General features: G+C 63.8%; 17 protein-coding genes. 3 read left to right on the top strand and 14 right to left on the bottom strand.

Annotation, left to right across the window (positions count from 1 at the left end):
* Positions 1–5 precede the first annotated feature (5 nt).
* A complete protein-coding gene (locus tag JQ635_RS17725; protein ID WP_211411119.1) occupies positions 6–1,184 on the top strand; it encodes an aminotransferase class V-fold PLP-dependent enzyme in 1,179 nt (392 codons plus the stop codon).
* A gap of 8 nt (positions 1,185–1,192) precedes the next feature.
* Here the strand turns inward: JQ635_RS17725 and JQ635_RS17720 are convergent, their stop codons facing one another.
* The 6 genes from JQ635_RS17720 to yajC are packed head-to-tail and all read right to left on the bottom strand — an operon-like array spanning position 1,193 to position 6,846.
* A complete protein-coding gene (locus JQ635_RS17720; RefSeq protein WP_211411118.1) occupies positions 1,193–2,437 on the bottom strand; it encodes a threonine ammonia-lyase in 1,245 nt (414 codons plus the stop codon).
* A gap of 45 nt (positions 2,438–2,482) precedes the next feature.
* A complete protein-coding gene (locus JQ635_RS17715; protein WP_211411117.1) occupies positions 2,483–3,346 on the bottom strand; it encodes a phytoene/squalene synthase family protein in 864 nt (287 codons plus the stop codon).
* Positions 3,343–3,726, bottom strand: a complete 384-nt coding sequence (locus tag JQ635_RS17710; protein ID WP_018642181.1) for an Mth938-like domain-containing protein — start codon at positions 3,724–3,726, stop codon at positions 3,343–3,345. The genes JQ635_RS17715 and JQ635_RS17710 overlap by 4 nt, the downstream gene beginning before the upstream one ends.
* 60 nt (positions 3,727–3,786) lie before the next feature.
* Positions 3,787–4,806: a protein translocase subunit SecF gene (secF, locus tag JQ635_RS17705; protein WP_211411116.1), complete on the bottom strand. Its 1,020-nt coding sequence runs from the start codon at positions 4,804–4,806 to the stop codon at positions 3,787–3,789.
* A gap of 10 nt (positions 4,807–4,816) precedes the next feature.
* A complete protein-coding gene (gene secD, locus JQ635_RS17700; protein WP_211411115.1) occupies positions 4,817–6,421 on the bottom strand; it encodes a protein translocase subunit SecD in 1,605 nt (534 codons plus the stop codon).
* A 47-nt stretch (positions 6,422–6,468) separates the two neighbouring features.
* Entirely contained in the window at positions 6,469–6,846 is a 378-nt protein-coding gene (yajC, locus tag JQ635_RS17695; RefSeq protein WP_211411114.1) for a preprotein translocase subunit YajC, read from the bottom strand.
* 181 nt (positions 6,847–7,027) lie between these two features.
* Between yajC and JQ635_RS17690 the strand changes: the two genes are divergently transcribed.
* The gene (locus JQ635_RS17690) at positions 7,028–8,008 is read left to right on the top strand and encodes an ATP-binding protein (RefSeq protein WP_211411113.1); all 981 of its coding nucleotides are present in this window, start codon (positions 7,028–7,030) and stop codon (positions 8,006–8,008) included.
* Positions 8,009–8,057: 49 nt separating this feature from the next.
* On the opposite strand, the gene JQ635_RS17685 is transcribed toward JQ635_RS17690, so the two are convergent.
* From JQ635_RS17685 to JQ635_RS17655, 7 genes are all read right to left on the bottom strand, one after another.
* Complete coding sequence (locus tag JQ635_RS17685) at positions 8,058–9,548, bottom strand: arylsulfatase (RefSeq protein ID WP_211411112.1); 1,491 nt, start codon at positions 9,546–9,548, stop codon at positions 8,058–8,060.
* Between the two features lie 104 nt (positions 9,549–9,652).
* Positions 9,653–10,720: a SphA family protein gene (locus JQ635_RS17680; protein WP_211411111.1), complete on the bottom strand. Its 1,068-nt coding sequence runs from the start codon at positions 10,718–10,720 to the stop codon at positions 9,653–9,655.
* A 287-nt stretch (positions 10,721–11,007) separates the two neighbouring features.
* Positions 11,008–12,045: an HAD family hydrolase gene (locus tag JQ635_RS17675; RefSeq protein ID WP_211411110.1), complete on the bottom strand. Its 1,038-nt coding sequence runs from the start codon at positions 12,043–12,045 to the stop codon at positions 11,008–11,010.
* Between the two features lie 176 nt (positions 12,046–12,221).
* Entirely contained in the window at positions 12,222–13,898 is a 1,677-nt protein-coding gene (locus tag JQ635_RS17670) for an arylsulfatase (protein WP_211411205.1), read from the bottom strand.
* A gap of 114 nt (positions 13,899–14,012) precedes the next feature.
* Positions 14,013–15,008 carry a formylglycine-generating enzyme family protein gene (locus JQ635_RS17665; protein WP_211411109.1) on the bottom strand — a complete coding sequence of 332 codons (996 nt, stop codon included), beginning with the start codon at positions 15,006–15,008 and terminating at the stop codon, positions 14,013–14,015.
* Positions 15,009–15,408: 400 nt separating this feature from the next.
* Positions 15,409–16,806, bottom strand: coding sequence for a LysM peptidoglycan-binding domain-containing M23 family metallopeptidase (locus JQ635_RS17660; protein ID WP_211411108.1), 1,398 nt, complete (start codon positions 16,804–16,806; stop codon positions 15,409–15,411).
* 109 nt (positions 16,807–16,915) lie between these two features.
* Positions 16,916–17,566 carry a protein-L-isoaspartate(D-aspartate) O-methyltransferase gene (locus JQ635_RS17655; protein WP_211411107.1) on the bottom strand — a complete coding sequence of 217 codons (651 nt, stop codon included), beginning with the start codon at positions 17,564–17,566 and terminating at the stop codon, positions 16,916–16,918.
* Positions 17,567–17,805: 239 nt separating this feature from the next.
* Between JQ635_RS17655 and JQ635_RS17650 the strand changes: the two genes are divergently transcribed.
* On the top strand, positions 17,806–18,177 hold the full coding sequence (locus tag JQ635_RS17650) for a response regulator (protein WP_063683327.1): 372 nt from the start codon (positions 17,806–17,808) through the stop codon (positions 18,175–18,177).
* On the opposite strand, the gene surE is transcribed toward JQ635_RS17650, so the two are convergent.
* Complete coding sequence (gene surE / locus JQ635_RS17645) at positions 18,178–18,945, bottom strand: 5'/3'-nucleotidase SurE (RefSeq protein ID WP_211411106.1); 768 nt, start codon at positions 18,943–18,945, stop codon at positions 18,178–18,180.
* Between the last annotated feature and the right edge of the window lie 2 nt (positions 18,946–18,947).

Genomic DNA, 18,947 nt, shown 5'->3' with positions numbered 1-18,947 from the left:
GGCACTTGATCGACATCGACCAGATACGAGCCGACACACCGGCCGCCGCCCGGCTCGCCTATCTCCATAATGCAGGCGCAGCCCTCATGCCGGCTCCCGTTGTCGCGGCGATGAAGGGGCATATCGATCTCGAGAGCGAGATCGGGGGTTATGCCGCCGCCGACCGCGAGGCGCGACGGCTCGACGCGGTTTACGGCTCGGTCGCGCGTCTGCTGAACGTCGCGCCCCATGAGATCGCTCTCGTGGAGAACGCGACGGTTGCCTGGCAGATGGCGTTCTACGCGCTGCCGTTCCGCAAGGGCGACCGCATCCTGACCGCCGAGGCGGAATACGCCGCCAACTATGTCGCGTTCCTGCAAGTCGCCAAACGTACGGGCGCGATCATCGACGTGGTGCCGAGCGACGCAACGGGCGAACTCGACATCCAGGCGCTCGAACGCATGATCGACGCGCGCGTGAAGCTGATCGCCATCACCTGGGTCCCGACCAATGGCGGGCTGGTCAATCCCGCGGCGGCGATCGGCAGGATCGCGCGGGCGCACGGCATTCCCTATCTGCTTGACGCCTGCCAGGCGGTCGGCCAGATGCCGGTCGACGTCGAAGCGATCAGCTGCGACATGCTGTCGGCGACGGGGCGCAAATTCCTGCGCGGTCCGCGCGGCACCGGTTTTCTCTATATCCGCCGCGCCCTGTTGCAACAGCTCGAACCGCCGATGATCGACCATTTCGCGGCACCCTGGGTGTCGCGCGATGAATATCGGCTCCGCGACGATGCACGCCGCTTCGAGACCTGGGAAAATAATTATGCGGCCCGGCTCGGACTCGGCGCCGCCGTCGACTATGCCCTCGATATCGGCATGGGACCGATCGAGCAGCGCTGCCGCCTGCTTGCGGGCCGTCTTCGCAGCGGCCTCGCCTCCATTCGCGGCATCACCATTCGCGACCTCGGCCGCACGCCGGGCGCCATCGTCAGCTTCACGATGGAGGGGCATGAGGCTGACGCCATTGTTCGCAGCGCTGCCGCGGCGGGCATCACCATCGGCGCTTCGGATCCATCAAGCACCCGCATCGACGCCGAACTCCGCGCGCTGCCGCCGCTCGTGCGCGCCTCGCCCCATTACTACAACACGGAAGCCGAGATTGACCGGCTGATCGACCACCTCGCGAGCCTGACGCCGCAATAGCGGCGCGCTCAGGTGCAGCGCGCGCTCAGTCCGGATGCGCTGAGCCGCGCCATGACCTCGTCGAGATGCGCGCTGTCGCGGGTCTCGATGACGAGTTGCAGCAGCGTCGCCTTGGCCGGCAGGTCGGAGAAGGTGCGCTGGTGCGAGACCTCGATGATGTTGGCGCCGGCTTCGGCCAGCAGCGCCGCCACGGCGGCCAACTGACCCGGCCTGTCGGGAATATCGAGCGAAAGCTGGGTCAGCCGTCCTTCGCGCGCCAACTCGCGCGTGAGGACGGAGGCGATCAGCCTCGTGTCGATGTTGCCGCCGCTCAGGACGAGGCCGACCTTCTGGCCGGCGAAGCGGGAGGGATCGGACATCAGCGCGGCAAGGCCAGCGGCGCCGGCGCCCTCGACAACCGTCTTCTCGATCGAGATCAGGGTCGCGACCGCGCGCTCGAGCTCGGCTTCGTTGACGAGCGCGATATCGTCGACGAGGCGACGGACGATTTCGGTGGTGATCTTGCCCGGCGATTTCACCGCGATGCCTTCCGCGAGCGTGTCGCCGCGCGCCGGCAGATTGCCGTCATGGATCGCATTGTACATCGACGGATAGAGCCAGGCCTCGACGCCCAGCACGCGCAGCGACGGCTTGATCGACTTTCCGGCAATGACGATGCCGCTGATCAGCCCGCCGCCGCCGATCGGGACGACCAGCGTGTCGAGTTCAGGGACGGCCTTGAGCATCTCGAGGCCGACTGTGCCCTGCCCCGCGATGACGAGCGGATCGTCGTAGGGATGGACGAAGATCATGCCGCGGGCTTCGCCGCGGCTGCGCGCAAAGGCGGCCGCCTCTTCCAGCGTCGCGCCCGTCACGATCACTTCGGCGCCGTGATGCCTGGTGTTCTCGACCTTCACCATCGGTGTGCCGATCGGCATCACGATGGTGGCGGGAATGCCGAGCCGCTTGGCGTGATAGGCGACGCCCTGAGCGTGATTGCCCGCCGACATCGCGATCACGCCCCGCGCGCGCTCCTCGGGCGTCAGCGCGGTGAGCCGGTTCAACGCGCCGCGTTCCTTGAACGAGGAGGTGAACTGGAGGTTCTCGAATTTGAGCCAGATATCGCAGCCGCAGATGCTGCTGAGCGTGCGACTGTAGCTGCAGGGCGTCTCGACGACGGCGCCGTGGATGGTCGCGGCGGCGGCGTGAATGTCATCAGGCGCGACCGGAAGGCCGCTGAGATCGGAGGACGTGGTTTGGGATAACTCAGCCATGGGACAGCATAGAGCATTTGCCTGGGCCAGGCGATAAGCCAACCGCTATTTGGTAAATTCCCGAGAACGTGAAGCCCGCCATAGCGTCCACAGTGTACGCAGCCGCGACGGAATCTGCGGCGCAAACGGATTGCGCCCGGGCTGTGACAGGCGCCTGAGGTCGGCTTGCGCCTGGCTTAGCAGCAGAAACGCCGGTCGCACCGACGGCGGCACCTGCGCCAGCAGCGACAAGGCCGTGGTCACGTGCTGCTGCGCCTCGCCCGTGAGCTGCTCCAGCACGGCACGCAGGTTCGGCGTCTCCTTGCCGGCGAACACGTCCTCCATGCTGCAGCCATGGCTCGCCAGCACCTGCTGCGGCAGGAACAATTGCCGGTGCGCTGCATCGCGCGGCAGATTGGCGATGATCTGCGCGATGCCCTGCGCCAGCCCGGCGTGCCTTGCGAGATGCTCGGCCGCCTCCGACGATGGTCCCAGAACCTGGGCCGCCAGACCGAACAGCGCCGATGAGGTCGCAGCCAGATAGCCCTCAAGCGCCGCCATGGTCGGCATCGGATCGTTGTAGAGATCGAACTGGTGCTCGTCGGCGAGCAGCGACAGCGGCTCGACCGGCAGCTCGAAATCGCGGATCGCGCGCAGCAACTCGGCCGCGACCGGATTGCCCTCGGCGCTGCCATGGACATGGCCCGACAGCATGTCGGTCCACCATTGCAGGCGGATTTCGCCGGGCAAGGGCTGGCTCACCTGGTCGCGGACGCGGACGATCTCTACATTGAAGGCATAGAGCGCCAGCAGCGCGCGGCGTTCGGCGGCTGGCGCGAACAGCGTCGCGGCGTAGCGCGGAAAGTCGTGGCCGCGCACGAGATCGGCGCAGAAGGCAGCGGAATCGGCCGGCGGCGCAGCGCTGCTCATGGCACGGCGATCAGCGCGGCTGCGACGCGCCGCCGTTCGCCGATCATGATGTTGTAGGTGCGCACGGCCGGGCCGGTCTGCATCGTGTCCAGCACCACCCTCACCGCCTTCAGCGCCTGGCGCAGCTCCGGCGGCGGCAGCCAGTGGCCGGTTCCAGTGCCAACCAGCAGCGTGTCGATGCTATTGGCGGCCGCGAATACCCGATCCAGCGAATAGCGGTCGATCTTCGCAGGGTCCGTCACGTCCCAGGCCCAGATCGCGTCGGGCAGGCACAGCAGCGATCCTCGATGCGACATGCCGGCAAAGGCGAAGCCGCCCTTGCCATAGGCGTCGATCGGCGCCGAGCGCGGGAAATGCGGTGCGTTGGGATCGCCGGCCATCTGGTTCGTCCGAATGAGCTTATCGCCCTCGCAAACGCCTGCGAGGGCCTGCAGTTCGGATCATGCCTTGTTTTTCTTCGCCGGCGTAGCCGTATCGGGCGCATCCTCGCGATGCTCGCCGACGCCGAGATAGATCAGGATCGGCGCCGCAATGAAGATCGAGGTATAGGTGCCGACCAGCACCACGCCGAACATCATCACCGCCGTGAAGCTGTGGATGGCGTGACCGCCGAACAGCAGCAGCGCCAGCAGGGCCAGCGTCACGGTGACATGGGTGATGATCGAGCGCGACAGCGTCGAGTTGATGGATTCGTTGAGCAGCTGCGGCATCGGCATCTTCTTGTAGCGCCGCAGCATTTCGCGGATCCGGTCATAGATGACGACGGTGTCGTTGAGCGAATAGCCCAGGATGGTCAAAAGCGCGGCGATACTGGTCAGGTCGAAATCGACCTGACTGATCGACATGAATCCGATCGTCAGCACGATGTCGTGCACGTTGGCGATCATGGCGCCCAGCGCGAATTGCCATTCGAAGCGGAACCAGAGATAGATCAGGATCGCGACGATCGCGAGCATCAGGCCGAGCATGCCGTAGGCCAGGAGCTCACCGGCGACGCGCGGACCGAGCACCTCGGTGCGCTGAATGTCGACGCTGTCGCCGAGCGCGCCACGAAGCTTCTGCAGGGCGGCCTGCTGTGCGGCGTCGCCGCCCGGCTGTTCCGCAACGCGGATCAGCACGTTCTCGGGGCCGCCGAACTGCTGCAACTGGACTTCGCCGAGACCCAGGGCGTCGAGCGTGGTGCGCATCGCCGCGATGTCGGCGGTGCCGGACCTCGCCTTCACCTCCAGCAGCGTACCGCCCTTGAAGTCGATACCGAGGTTCAGCCCGTGGGTGAAGAACAGCGTGATCGCGACGATCGACAGCACCGCCGAGATCGGGAAGCTGATGCGGCGGAAGCGCGTGAAGTCGAAATGGGTATTGTCGGGGACGATGCGCAGCGACGGCAGCAGGCCAAGCGCCGCGACGACGGTGAGGATGGCAATGAGGACGCCGAGCCCGATGAGAACGGTGTGAGTCACGATCAGGCTCCTAGATCGGCACGCTCTGCGGCCGCTTCCACCGCACCCACCCGGCGACGATCAGCCTAGTCAGGGTGAAGGCGGTGAACACCGTGGTGATGATGCCGATGCCGAGCGTCACGGCGAAGCCGCGCACCGGGCCGGTGCCGATGTAGAACAGCACGGCGGCGGCAATGAAGGTGGTGATGTTGGAATCGAGGATGGTCGCGAGCGCCCGCTTGAAGCCGGCGTCGATCGCCGAGATCGCGTTGCGGCCGCCGCGCAGCTCCTCGCGGATGCGCTCGTAGATCAGCACGTTGGAGTCCACCGCGATGCCGACGGTGAGCACGATGCCGGCGATGCCGGGCAGCGTCAGCGTGGCGTTGAGCAGCGACAACAGGCCGAAGATCATGGCGACGTTGATGGCCACCGCGACGTTGGCGAACACGCCGAACAGCCGGTAGGTCAGCAGCATGAAGACGATGACCAGGATCGAGCCGACATAGGCCGCGAGCTCGCCCTTCTCGATCGAGTCCTGGCCGAGGCCGGGACCGACGGTGCGCTCCTCGACCACCGTGAGCGGCGCCGGCAGCGCGCCGGCGCGCAGCAGGATCGCGAGATCGTTGGCGGACTGAACGGTGAAATTGCCGGAGATCTGGCCCTGGCCGCCGGTGATCGGCTCGCGGATGACGGGCGCCGAGATCACCTTGTTGTCGAGCACAATCGCGAAGGGCAGCCCCACGTTCTCCTGGGTCGCCTGCGAGAACTTGCGCGCACCCGAAGTATTGAACTTGAAGCTCACGACCGGCTCACCCGTGCGCTGGTCGAAGCTCGCCTGGGCATCGGTCAAATCGCCACCGGCGACCAGCACCTGCTTCTTGACCACATAGGGCGTGGGCGGCGGCGAGGCGCTCATCAGCAGTTCGGACTCCGGCGGCAACCTGCCCTGCTGCGCCTGATCCGGCGGCACGGAGGTGTCGACCATGCGGAATTCCATCTTCGCGGTCTTGCCCAGCAACTCCTTCAGGCGGGTCGGATCCTGGAGGCCGGGGACCTGCACCAAGATGCGGTCATTGCCCTGGCGCTGGATGACGGGCTCGACGGTGCCGAGCTCGTTGACGCGGCGTTCGACGATCTGGATCGACTGCTCGATGGTCTTGCGCATGCGGTCGAGCATCGCGGCCTGCGGGATGCCCAGGCGGATCACGCCGCCGCCGGCGTCAGCCACCTCGAGGTCGCGCTGGCCGCTGGATCCCATCAGACCGCCCAGCGGCTGGGACAGTTCGCGCAGCTTGGCGAGCGCCGGCTGCACATCGCTTTCCTTGGTGATGCGCACCTCGGCCGCGTCGTTGCGCACGGTCACGCCGCCGGTGAAGCCGATCTTGGCGTCGCGCAGCGTCCGGCGAACGTCGTCGCGGATCTGGTCCAGCCGCTCCTTCTTCACATAGTTGGAATCGACCTCGAGCAGCAGATAGGAGCCGCCCTGAAGGTCGAGGCCGAGCACGAGCCGGCGCTGTGCCCAGGCCGGCCAGGTCTTCACCTGCGCCTCGGGGAAGAAATTCGGGACCGCGCAGAGGCACACGATCAGCGCTGTCAGGATAATCCCCAGCGCCCTCCACCGCGTGAAATACAACATCGACTGGACCTGTCAGATCAGGAGATTCGGAAGACTCGCGGAAGCGCTCACTTCGACGCGGCGTCGTCCTTGGCGGCTTCCTTCGCGCTATCCTTGGATTCCTTGGCCGGCTCGCCCTTGGCACGCACGCCGGAGATCATCTGGCGCATCTGCCGCACGCGCACGCCGTCAGAAATCTCGAACTCGATCTGGTCCTCATCGACGACCTTGGTGACCTTGCCGACGAGGCCGCCCGAGGTCACCACGGTGTCGCCGCGGCGAATGTTCTTCACGAGATCGGCGTGGTCGCGGACCTTCTTCTGCTGGGGGCGCAGAATCAGGAAGTACATGATCACGAAGATCAGGGCGAACGGCAGCAGCGACATCAACATGCTGTTGGTGTCACCGGCGCCCGCAGCCTGGGCATACGCAGGGGTAATGAACATTCGGACGATCCTCGTGAGAACGGGGGAAAGCCGGTCAGGCCCTCAAGGGCGACCGGTTCGGTCAAATTCGCGCGGACTATAGCGGCCATTGCCCCAATTGCAACGCTGCCAGACCGTCGATTTGGCCACCTTGCGGCGCGCCGTCAGGCCCGATAAGGCTGCATTCTCAGGAACTTCGGACATGCCCAAAAAACCAAGCAAAAGCCCGGCCGGCAAAGGCCCCCGTACCTCTGCCGGCAAGCCCGCCCGCGTCGCGGCAAAACGCCCCACGGCAACCATTAAGGCGTCCCCGGACCTCTCCCAGGAGCGCCTCGTCCGCGCGCTGGAGACCATTGCGGCGCACCTCGCCGCCCAGGGCAGCCCGGCCGTCGAGCGCGAGTCGTTCGAACGGGCGGATGCCTATGTCTGGCACCCCGACGGCCGCCTCTCGGCCGTGCCGCGGGTGAGCCGCGTCGAGCTGTTCCTGCTCAAGGGCGTCGACCGGATGCGCGACATCCTGATGGAGAACACCGAGCGCTTTGCGGGCGGCCTGCCCGCCAACAACGCCCTGCTCTGGGGCGCGCGCGGCATGGGCAAGTCGTCGCTGGTGAAGGCGGCACATGCCAGCATCAATGCGGACCGCAAGGCCGCCGACAGGCTGAAGCTGATCGAGATCCACCGCGAGGACATCGAGAGCCTGCCGATGCTGATGGAGAAGCTCCGCGACGCCAGCTTCCGCTTCATCGTGTTCATCGACGACCTCTCCTTCGACGGCAATGACGCCTCATACAAGTCGCTCAAGGCCGTGCTCGAAGGCGGCATCGAGGGCCGGCCCGAGAACGTCATCCTCTACGCCACTTCCAACCGCCGCCATCTGCTGGCGCGCGAGATGATCGAGAACGAGCGCTCGACCGCGATCAATCCCGGCGAAGCCGTCGAGGAAAAGGTGTCGCTGTCGGATCGCTTCGGCCTCTGGCTCGGCTTTCACCGTTGCAGCCAGGACGAATATCTCGCCATGGTGCGCGGCTATTGCAGCCATTTCGGCATCAAGATCGAGGACGAGGCCCTGGAGCGCGAGGCGCTGGAATGGTCGACCACGCGCGGCTCCCGCTCGGGTCGTGTTGCCTGGCAATTCGTGCAGGAGCTGGCGGGACGGCTGGGCGTGAAGCTGACGGCGACGTAGCGGTCGGATTGCAACCCAGTTACGGCTGTCTTTCCCCGAAGGCGGGGAATCAAGGGCGCGTGCGCATCAAACCCGGCTCTGGCGGCGTGTAGGGATCTGGGGTGCCAAGTTTGATCGGAGGGTACCTCTTGAAGCTCGCTTCCAGTTCTCCGATGATTCTCACTGCGGGATCGGCGACCCAGGAGTTTTGCGCCGCAACATCGCGTTCCTCCTTCCGGTCGGTCAGAAGATTGATGATTCTCGGCAAGGGCAATTTCTGCGGCGTGGCGTACATAGTTTCCTGCCAGATCAAATGGACTTTCCAGTTTCGCCATTTGACGGCTGACAGCCGGTCGGCCACGTAGGCGGGAAACCCTTCGCGGTTTGAGGTCTCCTGCTTGCCCAAAAAGAAATCCAGCTGATCCACACCGTCAATCGGGCGATCCGTAGGGACCTCTGCGCCCCCGACCCGCGCAAGCGTCGTGAAGAGGTCGACGATGTGAACGATTTCGTTGCTTATGCGGCCCGCCGGCACCTTGCCGGGCCAGCGAATGATGAACGGTGCCCGCAGTGAACCTTCCATCGCCGTGAAGTACGTTCCGCGCCAGGGCCCGTTGTCACCCTCCCAGGGGTTGGTTGCCTCCGGGCCATTGTCGCTGGCGAATATCACAAGTGTGTCGTTTTCGATGCCTGCTTGCTTGATGGCATCGAGGATTTGCCCGGTGCGGTAGTCCAGTTCGGCCAGGCAATCGGCCCAATCGCCATTACCGGTTCTGCCCGCGAACTCAAGATTTGGAAGCGTCGGCATGTGAACGTGCGCGAACGGAACGTAGGCATAGAACGGCTTGCCTGAGTTCGCGTTGCGCTTGATGAACTCCACTGCACGGCTGGTGATCTCCGCGTCCATGGTGCGGCGGTGATCCACATCCAGCACAGCGACCTGTCGAGGCTTATCGCCCTTGCGTGCTTCATAGATATGTTCGGGGTGAACGACTGTCGCATTCCAGCCCTGCCTGTTTCCGACCGACGGCCACATGCTTTTTGTCTCGTCGAGGGATGGCCACATCGCCTCGTCATATGTGCGCGGGATGCCATACCACTCGTCGAAGCCCTGATTGGTAGGCATCCGGTCTTCGGCGCTGCCAAGATGCCATTTGCCCCACATCCCGGTTGCATAGCCCCGCCCGGACAACAGCTCGGCGGTGGTGATTTCCCACTGTGTCAATCCGTCGGGGATGCCGCCGACCGGAACTTCGTACGTGCCGGAACGGATGGCAAAGCGCCCCGTGAGCAGGGCCGAGCGGGACGGCGTACACTGCGCTTCAACATTGAAATTGAGTAGGCGCGTGCCCTCACTGGCGAGTGCGTCTATACGTGGCGTGGGCGCGCCGCGAAGGATACCGCCGCCGTATACGCCCAGTTCGCCGTAGCCCAAATTGTCCGCGAGCATGACGACAATGTTGGGATTCCTAGGTTGCTGCGCTGCGGTAGGTGCGATTGTAATCGCTACGGCGGCGATTGAGGCCAACGAACCGAACCAGATGGTTTTGCTCTTCGGCATTTTTTGCCCCTCAGATCAATAGGGCCCCCTCCGACCAAGCTCGGCACCAATTTCCCTACGTGCCGCTAGAGCCGGTTGCCGGTTTGTGCCTCCAGTTGATCCCCTTACTTCGTCACCCTGTGCCGGGTCGGCGCAACGGTGCTTTCAGGCGCGGCGGGCGAGATCGCAAAGGTCAGCCAGGTATTCCAGCCCGACGGCCGGTTCGCCGCATCGAATTCGCCATATCCCTTTATGTTCAGATATCCCTGCATGCCGCCAACCGGGAAAAGATAGCCGAACTGCGGACCGATGCCGAGAACCCGTGACCTGAAGCCACCGAGGGCTGGCAGTCCGCCGGTATCGTCGGAGACCTGCTGATAGGCATAGCCGACCAGACCTATGAAGGCCTGCTTCGAGAGAAATTTCGACGCGCCCCAATCGAAGTGGAAATCGACGCCGCTCTGAACCTGCGTGTCCGGGTTCTTGAAGTTGTACGTGAAGCCAGCGACGCCGGAGAATTCATATCCCGTCATCGGGTTGAGGTAAGTGTAACCCCCGCCCGCGTCGATGGCGCCATGACCGATGCCGATGTTGGAGAGGCGGCTGGGTTCATAGGCACCGACTGGAATGTCGCCGGTCACGTAGGCCATGTAGTTGTGGACGCCGTCGTGCCACTTCATCGTGACCATCGGGTAGAGGTCGCCGAACCCGGTGAGCGAGTCCGATATGCTTCCCGTGCGGGTCGCCGAAATCGGACCGAACCCGGTCGTCAGCGTGCCATCGAGGGTCGTGCTGTTTCGGCCGTACACGCCCATGACGCCGACGGACAATTGCCCGCCGAGGACCGGTGTCGCGAACGTATACGTCGGAGCCAGGAACAGCAGGTCTGGCGGCGCATTCAGATGGACGTCCAGGCTGACATTGACGTTCGGAGAGAAGCGGCCGACCTGGACTTCTCGGGCCGCTGCGGCAGCACCGGAAGCGGACACACTGGTGTGGTAGTAGATGGTCCCGAGGGACCAGCCTGGGGCGGTGGGTGCCGCTGCCAGACTGCCGAACAGCCCCGGGACCCAGAATGAGATGCCGCTCTCGTCGGCGCTGGCGATTTGCGGGGAAAACGCGAGAGCTGCAACCACAATCGCGCTGAGCAGAGTCGGTTGAGAGGTACCCGCAAATTCCAACGTGGGCTTCATCTGCAAATCTCCAAGCGCTAGAGGTGATGTGCATCAGGCTTTGGCGGTCGCGGACACACCTTCCGTTCCGAGACATGGTCCCGTCATGAGGCCCAAGCCCATTTCGAGGCAGAACGAATCCGAATTACGTCTCCGGTCTGCAAGTAAGCCATGTTCCAGGTCCCATGTCCGTTGTGAATTGGCCACAACCTGAAACTTAATTGGCGCGCTCTGCTCAATAGCGTGCATTTAGCGTGATGGTTGATTCGCACCGCATTCACGCGGCCAGGAGCCCGACGATCTCGCCTCTAATCAAACGAAAAGATCCTCTTCCAGTCCCTCTTCATGTCCACAACGGTCCACCTGTTCAGCGCTGCAGCATCGAGAGCGACATCGAGCTTGCCGAAATGCGACTGGCGATCGTAGGCATATTCACGTTCCGCATCGGTATGGTGGACGATCAGGCCGAACCGCGCGCCGCTGGCGCCGAGCGTCGCCCATTGCAACATTTCGAGGTCGCCATCGGAGTTGCCGAAGGCGGCGATCGGGCGCCGGCCAATGTGGCCATTGATCCCGATCGGCTTGCCGGCCTTGTCGTCGATGAAATCAACCTCCGGCAAGCGAAACAGAACCGGCGTGCTGTCGCGCATTTCATAGCGGGTCTTGATTGACGATCCGACGACCTGCTCGGGAGGCACTCCATAAATCGTCTCGGTCCATGGCCGCATGAATTCGATGCCCCCGCCTGACACGATGAAGGTCTTGAAGCCGTTGGCGCGGAGGTAAGCGAGCAATTCGAGCATAGGCTGATACACGAGTTCGGTGTAGGAGCGTTTGAAGCGAGCATCACGCGCGGTCGCAAGCCAATCTGTGACGATCTTCTCAAACTCCGCTGTCGTCATACCGGCGTGAGTCACCGCCACCAGCTCGGCCACGCCCTTTTCTCCAAAAGCTGCGAGCGCCTTCAGGTCCCCGTTCAGCACTGCCGCGAAGGGCTGCTTGTCCTTCCATTCCGGATGCATGGGCGCAAGAACCTTCACGCGCTCCAACACAAAAGCGAGCTGCACATACATTGGCTGCTCGATCCAAAGCGTCCCATCGTTGTCGAAGGTCGCGATGCGTTGATCGGGCGGTACGAAATAGGGCCCGCCAACCTCCGTGACCCGTGCGACGAAGTCGACGATCGAAGCTTTCGTCGGGCCTTCATTCCAAGATGGCAGAGGACCGGCTTGCGTCTGGGCCATGGCGGACGTGGAACGCAGGGCCGCAGATAGAAACGGAAGCATCGCCAGAGACGAGAGCAGCGCGCGACGGTCAAGGCGCGGAAATCGCATGATCTGTTTCATTGCCGATCCGCTTCGATTGTGCGGGCCTTACCGGTCAACATTGAAGGTGCGCGCGAGGCTAGTGTCGCTGCTATTCGTCGCGCGCTTGCCGATATGCTGCTTCGTGAGAAACTGGATTCTGACCGCAATGAATTGGCGGGTGCCGAAGTGACGCCCGCCAATGCAGTATCGAGCCACTAGTCGCTGCGGCCTGCCGTCTTCATATTCTTAACTTGCTGCATGACCTGTTCCAGGTTGTAGCTGGCCGGGTCCTGCAGCGGCGGGAACTTGATGAAGGTCTCGAGGTGCATCAGCCAAAGCTGCTGGCCGATGGGCAGCAAGTTCCAGTCATAGACATAGGCCGTCGATGGAGAAGCAATCGCCCCGCCCATACCGAAGAGCGTCTTCTGTTGCTGACCCACCGAGGTCTCGAAGGGATCGCGCTTGATGTTGACGACCTGGGTCCAGGAGTAGGGCCGCACTCCGTTAACGAAGCCGGCCGGGTCGTCGGACACCATTGCGAAATACATCTTCCAGTTCTTGTAGCGGACCGCCGACGGATCCTTGCTGGAGTAGTACAAGAAGTGGTCGCGTGCCGACTTCTCTGACTTGCCGCTCAGGTAGTCGATCTGGTTGATGCCGTCGAGCGTGGTCTTGACGATGCCGGGATACTCGCCGGCCTCGATCCGTTGCTTCAGTGCGTCGCCTTTGGGCCCGCCGGCGATCTCGACGAGAGTCGGAAGCCAGTCAAGGGCGGAAAACATTTCGTTCTTCACCGTGCCGGGCTTGATGACGCCTGGCCACCGGATCACCATCGGGGCGCGCATGCCGCCCTCCCAAGTGCTCAACTTACCGCCCTTGAACGGCGTGACGCCGCCGTCCGGAAAGGTGATTGTCTCGGCGCCGTTGTCGGTGGTGAAGACGACGATCGTGTTGTCGAGTTGGCCCATGTCTCCGAGCTTCTTCAGCACCACGCCGATGTTGTCATCCATCTGCTTCATGCCGGCTTCATTGATACCCCAATCCTTGCCGCCGGGCTCGCCCACCATCGCCAGGTACTTGTCCGACAGCACGGTCGTGATGTGCATGCGCGCCGGATTGTACCAGACGAAGAACGGCTTGTTGGTGCGGCGTGGGTCGTTGCGATCGAGGAAGTCGACGACCTTGGCCGAGATTTCCTCGTCGATACCCTTCGATCGATCGAGCGTCAGCGGGCCCTCGTCCTTGCATGTCATGTTCTTGGCGGTGCCATCTGAAGACTTACACGCGAGCATTGGACGCGGTGGCGTCAGGCAGACCGTGGTCTTGGGGTCCACCGCGCCGGGAACCTCAGGTACGCCGGGGATCGGCGTGTTCTTGCATGGCGGCGCGACGGTCTGCTGGGCCGGGCTCTTGTTGATGTCGGGGAAGCTCACCCCCTGCATCGCATCGAGGTGATACAGGTAGCCCCAGTACTCCTGGAAACCATGCGCAGTTGGCAGCGAGTCGGTGTGGTCGCCGAGATGGTTTTTACCGAACTCCCCAGTGTTGTAGCCGAGATCGAGCAGGAACCTGGCAAGCGACGGCGTCCCGGGCCGCAGATAGGATGGACTACCGGGAATCTCTGGCAAGGTCATACCGACACGAACCGGCTGCATGCCGGTGAGGAAGGCCGTACGCCCGGCCGTGCAACTCTGCTCCGCGTAATAGTGCGTGAACATCGCACCCTCGTTGCCGATGCGATCGATATTGGGCGTTTCCCCGACCATCAATCCGCGGTGGTAGATGCTCGGCTGCATCCAGCCGATGTCGTCGCCCATGATGAAGAGGATGTTTGGTTTTTGCGCTTGGGCGACTACCGGAGTGCTGATCAACGCTGAGGATGGAATTATCATCGTCGCACTGAGCAGCGCTAGACAGGACCGCTTGATCCAGCTTTGCGTCTTGCGCGGCGTTGCAACCGAAAGCTTGTCGTTGAATATGCAATTCAACATGGCATTGCACTCCCGTTATGATGCGTTAGAGACACCTCGTCTGATGCACCGAAATCCTAGATGACTCGTGGATGTGTCGACCGGCTCCGCATGCCGCGCAGCCGGCCGGTAGCGCCGGCAGTAGTTCGGCGCGCATAAATGCGAGCCGCCTTTGATGACCTTGCGTGGAATCTTGATGTTGGTCGTTCTGGGGTCGTAGCTATCGGCCTCGCGGCCGCCGCGCGGGTTCTCTGGAATGCAGCAGGCTTTTGCAGCGTCGGCCTCATGCCGAGGCGAGTACCAATCGGACGTCCACTCCCAGACGTTGCCGATCATATCGTACAGTCCGTATCCGTTCGGCGGAAATGCGGTGACCGGCGATGTCCGTTCGTACCCGTCGTCCCCAGTGTTCTGGCGTGGAAATTCGCCCTGCCAGGTGTTGGCCATGTGACGGCCCTCGGGTGTAAATTCATCTCCCCATGCGAACTCGGCGCCGTCCAGCCCGCCGCGCGCCGCGAATTCCCATTCCGCCTCGGTCGGCAAATCCTTGCCGGCCCATCTTGCGTAGGCGATCACGTCGCTGAACGCCACATGTACGACGGGATGATCGTCCAGCCCACGGATGTCGCTGCCCGGCCCGTAGGGATGCCGCCAGTCCGCGCCTTTGGCGAAGGTCCACCACTGGCTGAAGTCCCGGAGACTGACGGGATACGCGGGCGGAGAGAACATCAGCGAACCCGCGTAGATCATATGCGGGAGAATTCCGGGGTAATCCTTTGGATCGGGCGTGATCTCGGCAACGGTGACGTGGCCGGTAGCTCTGGCGAATGCCTTGAATTGCCGGTTCGTCACTGGATGGCGATCCATCCAGAACGCATCCACGGTGACGCGGTGGACCGGCGCTTCCTCCGGATAGTGCCGATCCGAACCCATGCGAAACGTGCCGCCCGGCACGTACAGCATCCCCTCACCTGCTGGATGCTGGAACGATTGTCCGGGATCAGGCGACGATGCCGTATCAGCCAGCTTCATGCCCGATCTCCGGCCCCGTGCATCATTGGTTTGCACCGCTACGGAAACGGAACGCCACTCTTTCAGGTTGATCTAGATCAAGGGTTGCGGGTTGGGTCTTTCACGCCGCCGGGTCGCTGGCAAGCCCAGCTATGTCCGTTGCGCCGTCGAAACCGAAGCAGACTCAAAACACTAGAAGATCGCACCGACAGCCATCGGCTACTTTGCATGGGGTTGTTTTTCGAAATTTGATTTTCCGGTCGCAAAAGTCTCTGTACGCCATGGTTCGAGGAACTTCTCGGCTTGGCGACCGCCGCCTCTCGAAATAGTGGATCGCCCGCTCTAGTTGCGCAATGCGCACAAGGCGGGCGATGGCAGCATATTCGTGGTGATTGCGCGTCCGACTTCTTGGGCCCGCGCCTCACGCCCCATTCAGGAATTGAAGCGGGTCAACCGGGCTCGATCCCTTGCGGATCTCGAAGTGGAGCTGCGGCGACGCCACCTCACCGGATTGACCCGACTTGGCAATGACCTGACCGCGCTTGATGGTATCGCCGCGCTTCACCAACAGCTCACTCGCATGGGCATATGCGGTGACGTAGCCGTTGGAGTGCCGAACCAGGACCAGATTGCCGTAACCCTTCAGCTCGTTGCCGGAATAGGCGACGACGCCGTCTTCAGCCGCCTTGACTGGCGTTCCCTCGGGCACCGCGAGATTGATGCCGTCGTTGGACTTGCCGTTGGTCTTGGCGCCGTAGGTCGTGACCACCTTGCCGCGCACCGGCCAGCGGAAGGTCGGCAGCGCGCCGGTGGCCTCGGCAGCCTTCGCCGGTGCCTCGGCGGGCTTCTCTTCAACATTGGTCGTGGCCTGCGCCAGGCGGGCACTCTGCGCGGGCGCGACGGCCGCCATCTTGGTGGCGGGAGCCGGTGCCGGAGCCGCCGCAACGGGCTGCAGCGTTCCCGCAACCGGGGCCGCTGCGACGGGAGCCGCGGCAACCGGGGCCGCCACCGCAGCCGTCTTCGCGCCGGGCACGGTCAGCTTGGTGCCGAGCTTGAGCTTGGCCGAGGGCTCGAGGCCGTTGGCGCGGGCGAGCTCGGCCGCCGAGATATGGTTCTTGCGGGCGATGCTGGCGAGCGTATCGCCGCGATTGACGAAATGAGTGCTCGGAGGCGCAGCGACGGCCGCAACCGGCTTGCCGGCAGGCGCCATCGCCGGAGCCGCGGCGACAGGCGCCGCCGCGGGCGCAGCGGCCGTGGCCGGATGCGGAATGATCAGCTGCTGGCCGGGCGACAGCGCGCGCGGTCCCTTGTAGCCGTTGGCGGCGAGGATCGCCTGCGGCGTGACGTGATAGCGCTTGGCCAGCACATCGAGCGTGTCGCTGGTGCCGACGATGATCTTGGTGCCGCCGGCCGGCTGGGCGGCCGCGACCGAGCGCGGCGGCACTGTGGCCGTGGTCTCTAGATGCGGCTGCGCCGGGGGCGCGTAGGTGCCGACGCCGCGGCCGCCTCCGGACACGCCGCCGCCCGCCGCGACCGGATAGGATTGCGGTGCAGCCACCGCGGGCGGGGGCAAGGGCTGCGACTGATAGTAACCGGGCTGCGTCTGCGGCCGCGCATATTGCGGCAGCTCACGCGGCTGCTGCGGCGGCGCCTGCTGCACCGAACCGGTCTGATCGGACGCGAAGGGGTTGGAGAAATTCGACTGGGACAGCCGCGACGACATATCGGCGCTGCACCCTGCGAAGCTGAAGGAGATCAGCGCCAGCACCGCGACCTGCGGCACGCGGCGCGAGTAAAGCAACTCGACGACGACAGACATGGTTACTCACTCGTACGCAACAGAACTGGTATTTTAAGTAAACACGCGCCGAGTAAATAACGGCTTAACCCTCCCAATAAGATGTTGGCGGAACAGCCAATCCGGAATTCTACAGCTCCCGCGCCACACCGGGCAGTGCCGGCACGAAGCGGACCTCGACGAGTTCCTTGCGCTCGATCCCGGCTTCGTTCCGGGTCAGTCGGATCAGCGTCTGCACGCCGTGATGCGGCCCGACCGGGGCGATCAGGATGCCGCCGACCTCGAGCCGCTCGATCAGGTTCTCCGGAATCTGCTCCATCGCCGCGGTGACGATGATGCGGTCGAACGGCCCGATATTGGGTGGCAGGTTGAGCCCATCGCCGAGCATCACCTCGACATTGTGACAATCGAGCTTTTCGAGCCTGGCGCGTGCGGCATCGGCCAGCTTGCGATAGCGCTCGACGGTCAGCACCTGGCCTGCGAGCCGCGACAACACCGCGGCCTGATAGCCGGAGCCGGCGCCGATCTCGAGCACACGATGCTGCTTCTGGAGCTGGAGCTGCTCGGTCATGTAGGCGACGACGAAGGGCTGGCTGATGGTCTGCCCGCACGCGATCGGCAGCGCGCTATCGCGATAGGCCCCCTCGCGATCGGCCTCATCGACGAAAAGCTCGCGCGGCACCTCCTCCATGGTCCTCAGCACCGCCTGGTCGCTGATGCCCCGACGCCTCAGCGTGAGCTGAAACATCATCTTTTCCGGCGGACGCTGATTGGAAGTCATCGCTGCTTGTATCGTCTCGTCAGGTCGGGATCGTCGCTTGCTGAGCTCAAGGCCCGGGCGAGAATCTTGTTCCTGCCCAGGAACCCATGATAGCCTTTTGCTGCAGTATTTGACCACAAATTGGCCTGCAGCGGTGTGGCCGCAAGGGCCATTTTCGGGCGCTCGTTCGCCGAAACGCGCATTGCGTCGATTCGCGTTATCTGCGAACGTTTTCGCAAATGGGCAAGGACTCACCGACAATGACCGCGACAGGGCTTCCGGGCCGCTCTGTATTCCTCGTCGAGGACGAGGTGATGATCAGAATGATGGTCGCGGACATGCTCGAAGAGCTCGGTTACAAGGTCGCAGCCGAAGCCGGAGATATCACCGAAGCCATGCGGCTCGCCCAGGCGACCGAGTTCGACATCGCCATCCTCGACGTCAACGTCAACGGCAAGGTCATCTCGCCGGTCGCCGATGTGATCAAGGCGAAGGGCTGTCCCTTCATCTTCGCCACCGGCTACGGCTCCTCGGGCCTGCCCGAGCAGTATCGCGACCGGCCGGCGCTGCAGAAGCCGTTCCAGCTCGACGCGCTCGGCAAGACCATCGAAGCCGCCCTCCGCGGCGGCTAGCTACTTCAACGTCGCGCTCAGCTCTTCCGAGAACGCTTCGTTGGTGCGATCGAGCCTGAGCGGCGTGACCGAGACATAGCGATCGCGCAGCGCGGCGAGATCGGTGCCGTCGGCCGGCGTATCCATCATCGCCGCGCGCTCGAAGCCGATCCAGAAATAGGGGTTGTTGCGGCCGTCCCTGCGCTCGTCGATCCTGAGGAAGCCGAGATTGCGCTTGCCCTGCCGCGTGACGCGAATGCCGAGCACATCCTCTGGCGCGCAGGACGGGAAGTTGACGTTGATGACGGTGTCCTTCGGGATGCCTGCTTTGATCACCTTGCGCAGGATGTCGGGACCGAATTTGCGCGCGGTGTCCCACGGCGGCCGTTCGCGGGTCTCGATGCTGAACTCCTGCGACAGCGCGAACGACGGCAGCCCGAGGATGGTGCCTTCCAGCGCCCCGGCGATGGTGCCGGAATAGACCACGTCCTCGGCGACGTTGCGGCCCTTGTTGACGCCGGACAGCACGACATCTGGCGGCTGGCTGCCCAGAATATGCCGCGCGCCCATGATGACGCAGTCGGTCGGGGTGCCGCGCACGGCAAAGTGCCGCGGACCGACCTCGCGCAGGCGCAACGGATCGTTCAGCGACAGCGAATGCGACACGCCGGACTGGTCGAGCTCGGGCGCCACCACCCAGACGTCGTCGGACAATGCACGCGCGATCTCCTCCACGACCTTGAGGCCGGGAGCGTGGATGCCATCGTCATTGGTGCAGAGAATACGCATGC

This window comes from Bradyrhizobium iriomotense (assembly GCF_018130765.1).
In the GTDB taxonomy this organism is placed as follows: Bacteria; Pseudomonadota; Alphaproteobacteria; order Rhizobiales; family Xanthobacteraceae; genus Bradyrhizobium; species Bradyrhizobium iriomotense_A.
Note: the sequence above shows the minus strand (reverse complement) of the source record. Positions and strands in the feature narration are given on the sequence as shown.

What these genes read in the sequence shown, in the direction of transcription:
- JQ635_RS17720 (WP_211411118.1), bottom strand. Translation starts at nt 2,437, where the DNA reads ATGGCTGAGTTATCCCAAACCACGTCCTCCGATCTCAGCGGCCTTCCG.
- JQ635_RS17715 (WP_211411117.1), bottom strand. Translation starts at nt 3,346, where the DNA reads ATGAGCAGCGCTGCGCCGCCGGCCGATTCCGCTGCCTTCTGCGCCGAT.
- JQ635_RS17710 (WP_018642181.1), bottom strand. Translation starts at nt 3,726, where the DNA reads ATGGCCGGCGATCCCAACGCACCGCATTTCCCGCGCTCGGCGCCGATC.
- secD (WP_211411115.1), bottom strand. Translation starts at nt 6,421, where the DNA reads ATGTTGTATTTCACGCGGTGGAGGGCGCTGGGGATTATCCTGACAGCG.
- yajC (WP_211411114.1), bottom strand. Translation starts at nt 6,846, where the DNA reads ATGTTCATTACCCCTGCGTATGCCCAGGCTGCGGGCGCCGGTGACACC.
- JQ635_RS17690 (WP_211411113.1), top strand. Translation starts at nt 7,028, where the DNA reads ATGCCCAAAAAACCAAGCAAAAGCCCGGCCGGCAAAGGCCCCCGTACC.
- JQ635_RS17685 (WP_211411112.1), bottom strand. Translation starts at nt 9,548, where the DNA reads ATGCCGAAGAGCAAAACCATCTGGTTCGGTTCGTTGGCCTCAATCGCC.
- JQ635_RS17680 (WP_211411111.1), bottom strand. Translation starts at nt 10,720, where the DNA reads ATGAAGCCCACGTTGGAATTTGCGGGTACCTCTCAACCGACTCTGCTC.
- JQ635_RS17675 (WP_211411110.1), bottom strand. Translation starts at nt 12,045, where the DNA reads ATGAAACAGATCATGCGATTTCCGCGCCTTGACCGTCGCGCGCTGCTC.
- JQ635_RS17670 (WP_211411205.1), bottom strand. Translation starts at nt 13,898, where the DNA reads ATGATAATTCCATCCTCAGCGTTGATCAGCACTCCGGTAGTCGCCCAA.
- JQ635_RS17665 (WP_211411109.1), bottom strand. Translation starts at nt 15,008, where the DNA reads ATGAAGCTGGCTGATACGGCATCGTCGCCTGATCCCGGACAATCGTTC.
- JQ635_RS17660 (WP_211411108.1), bottom strand. Translation starts at nt 16,806, where the DNA reads ATGTCTGTCGTCGTCGAGTTGCTTTACTCGCGCCGCGTGCCGCAGGTC.
- JQ635_RS17655 (WP_211411107.1), bottom strand. Translation starts at nt 17,566, where the DNA reads ATGACTTCCAATCAGCGTCCGCCGGAAAAGATGATGTTTCAGCTCACG.
- JQ635_RS17650 (WP_063683327.1), top strand. Translation starts at nt 17,806, where the DNA reads ATGACCGCGACAGGGCTTCCGGGCCGCTCTGTATTCCTCGTCGAGGAC.
- surE (WP_211411106.1), bottom strand. Translation starts at nt 18,945, where the DNA reads ATGCGTATTCTCTGCACCAATGACGATGGCATCCACGCTCCCGGCCTC.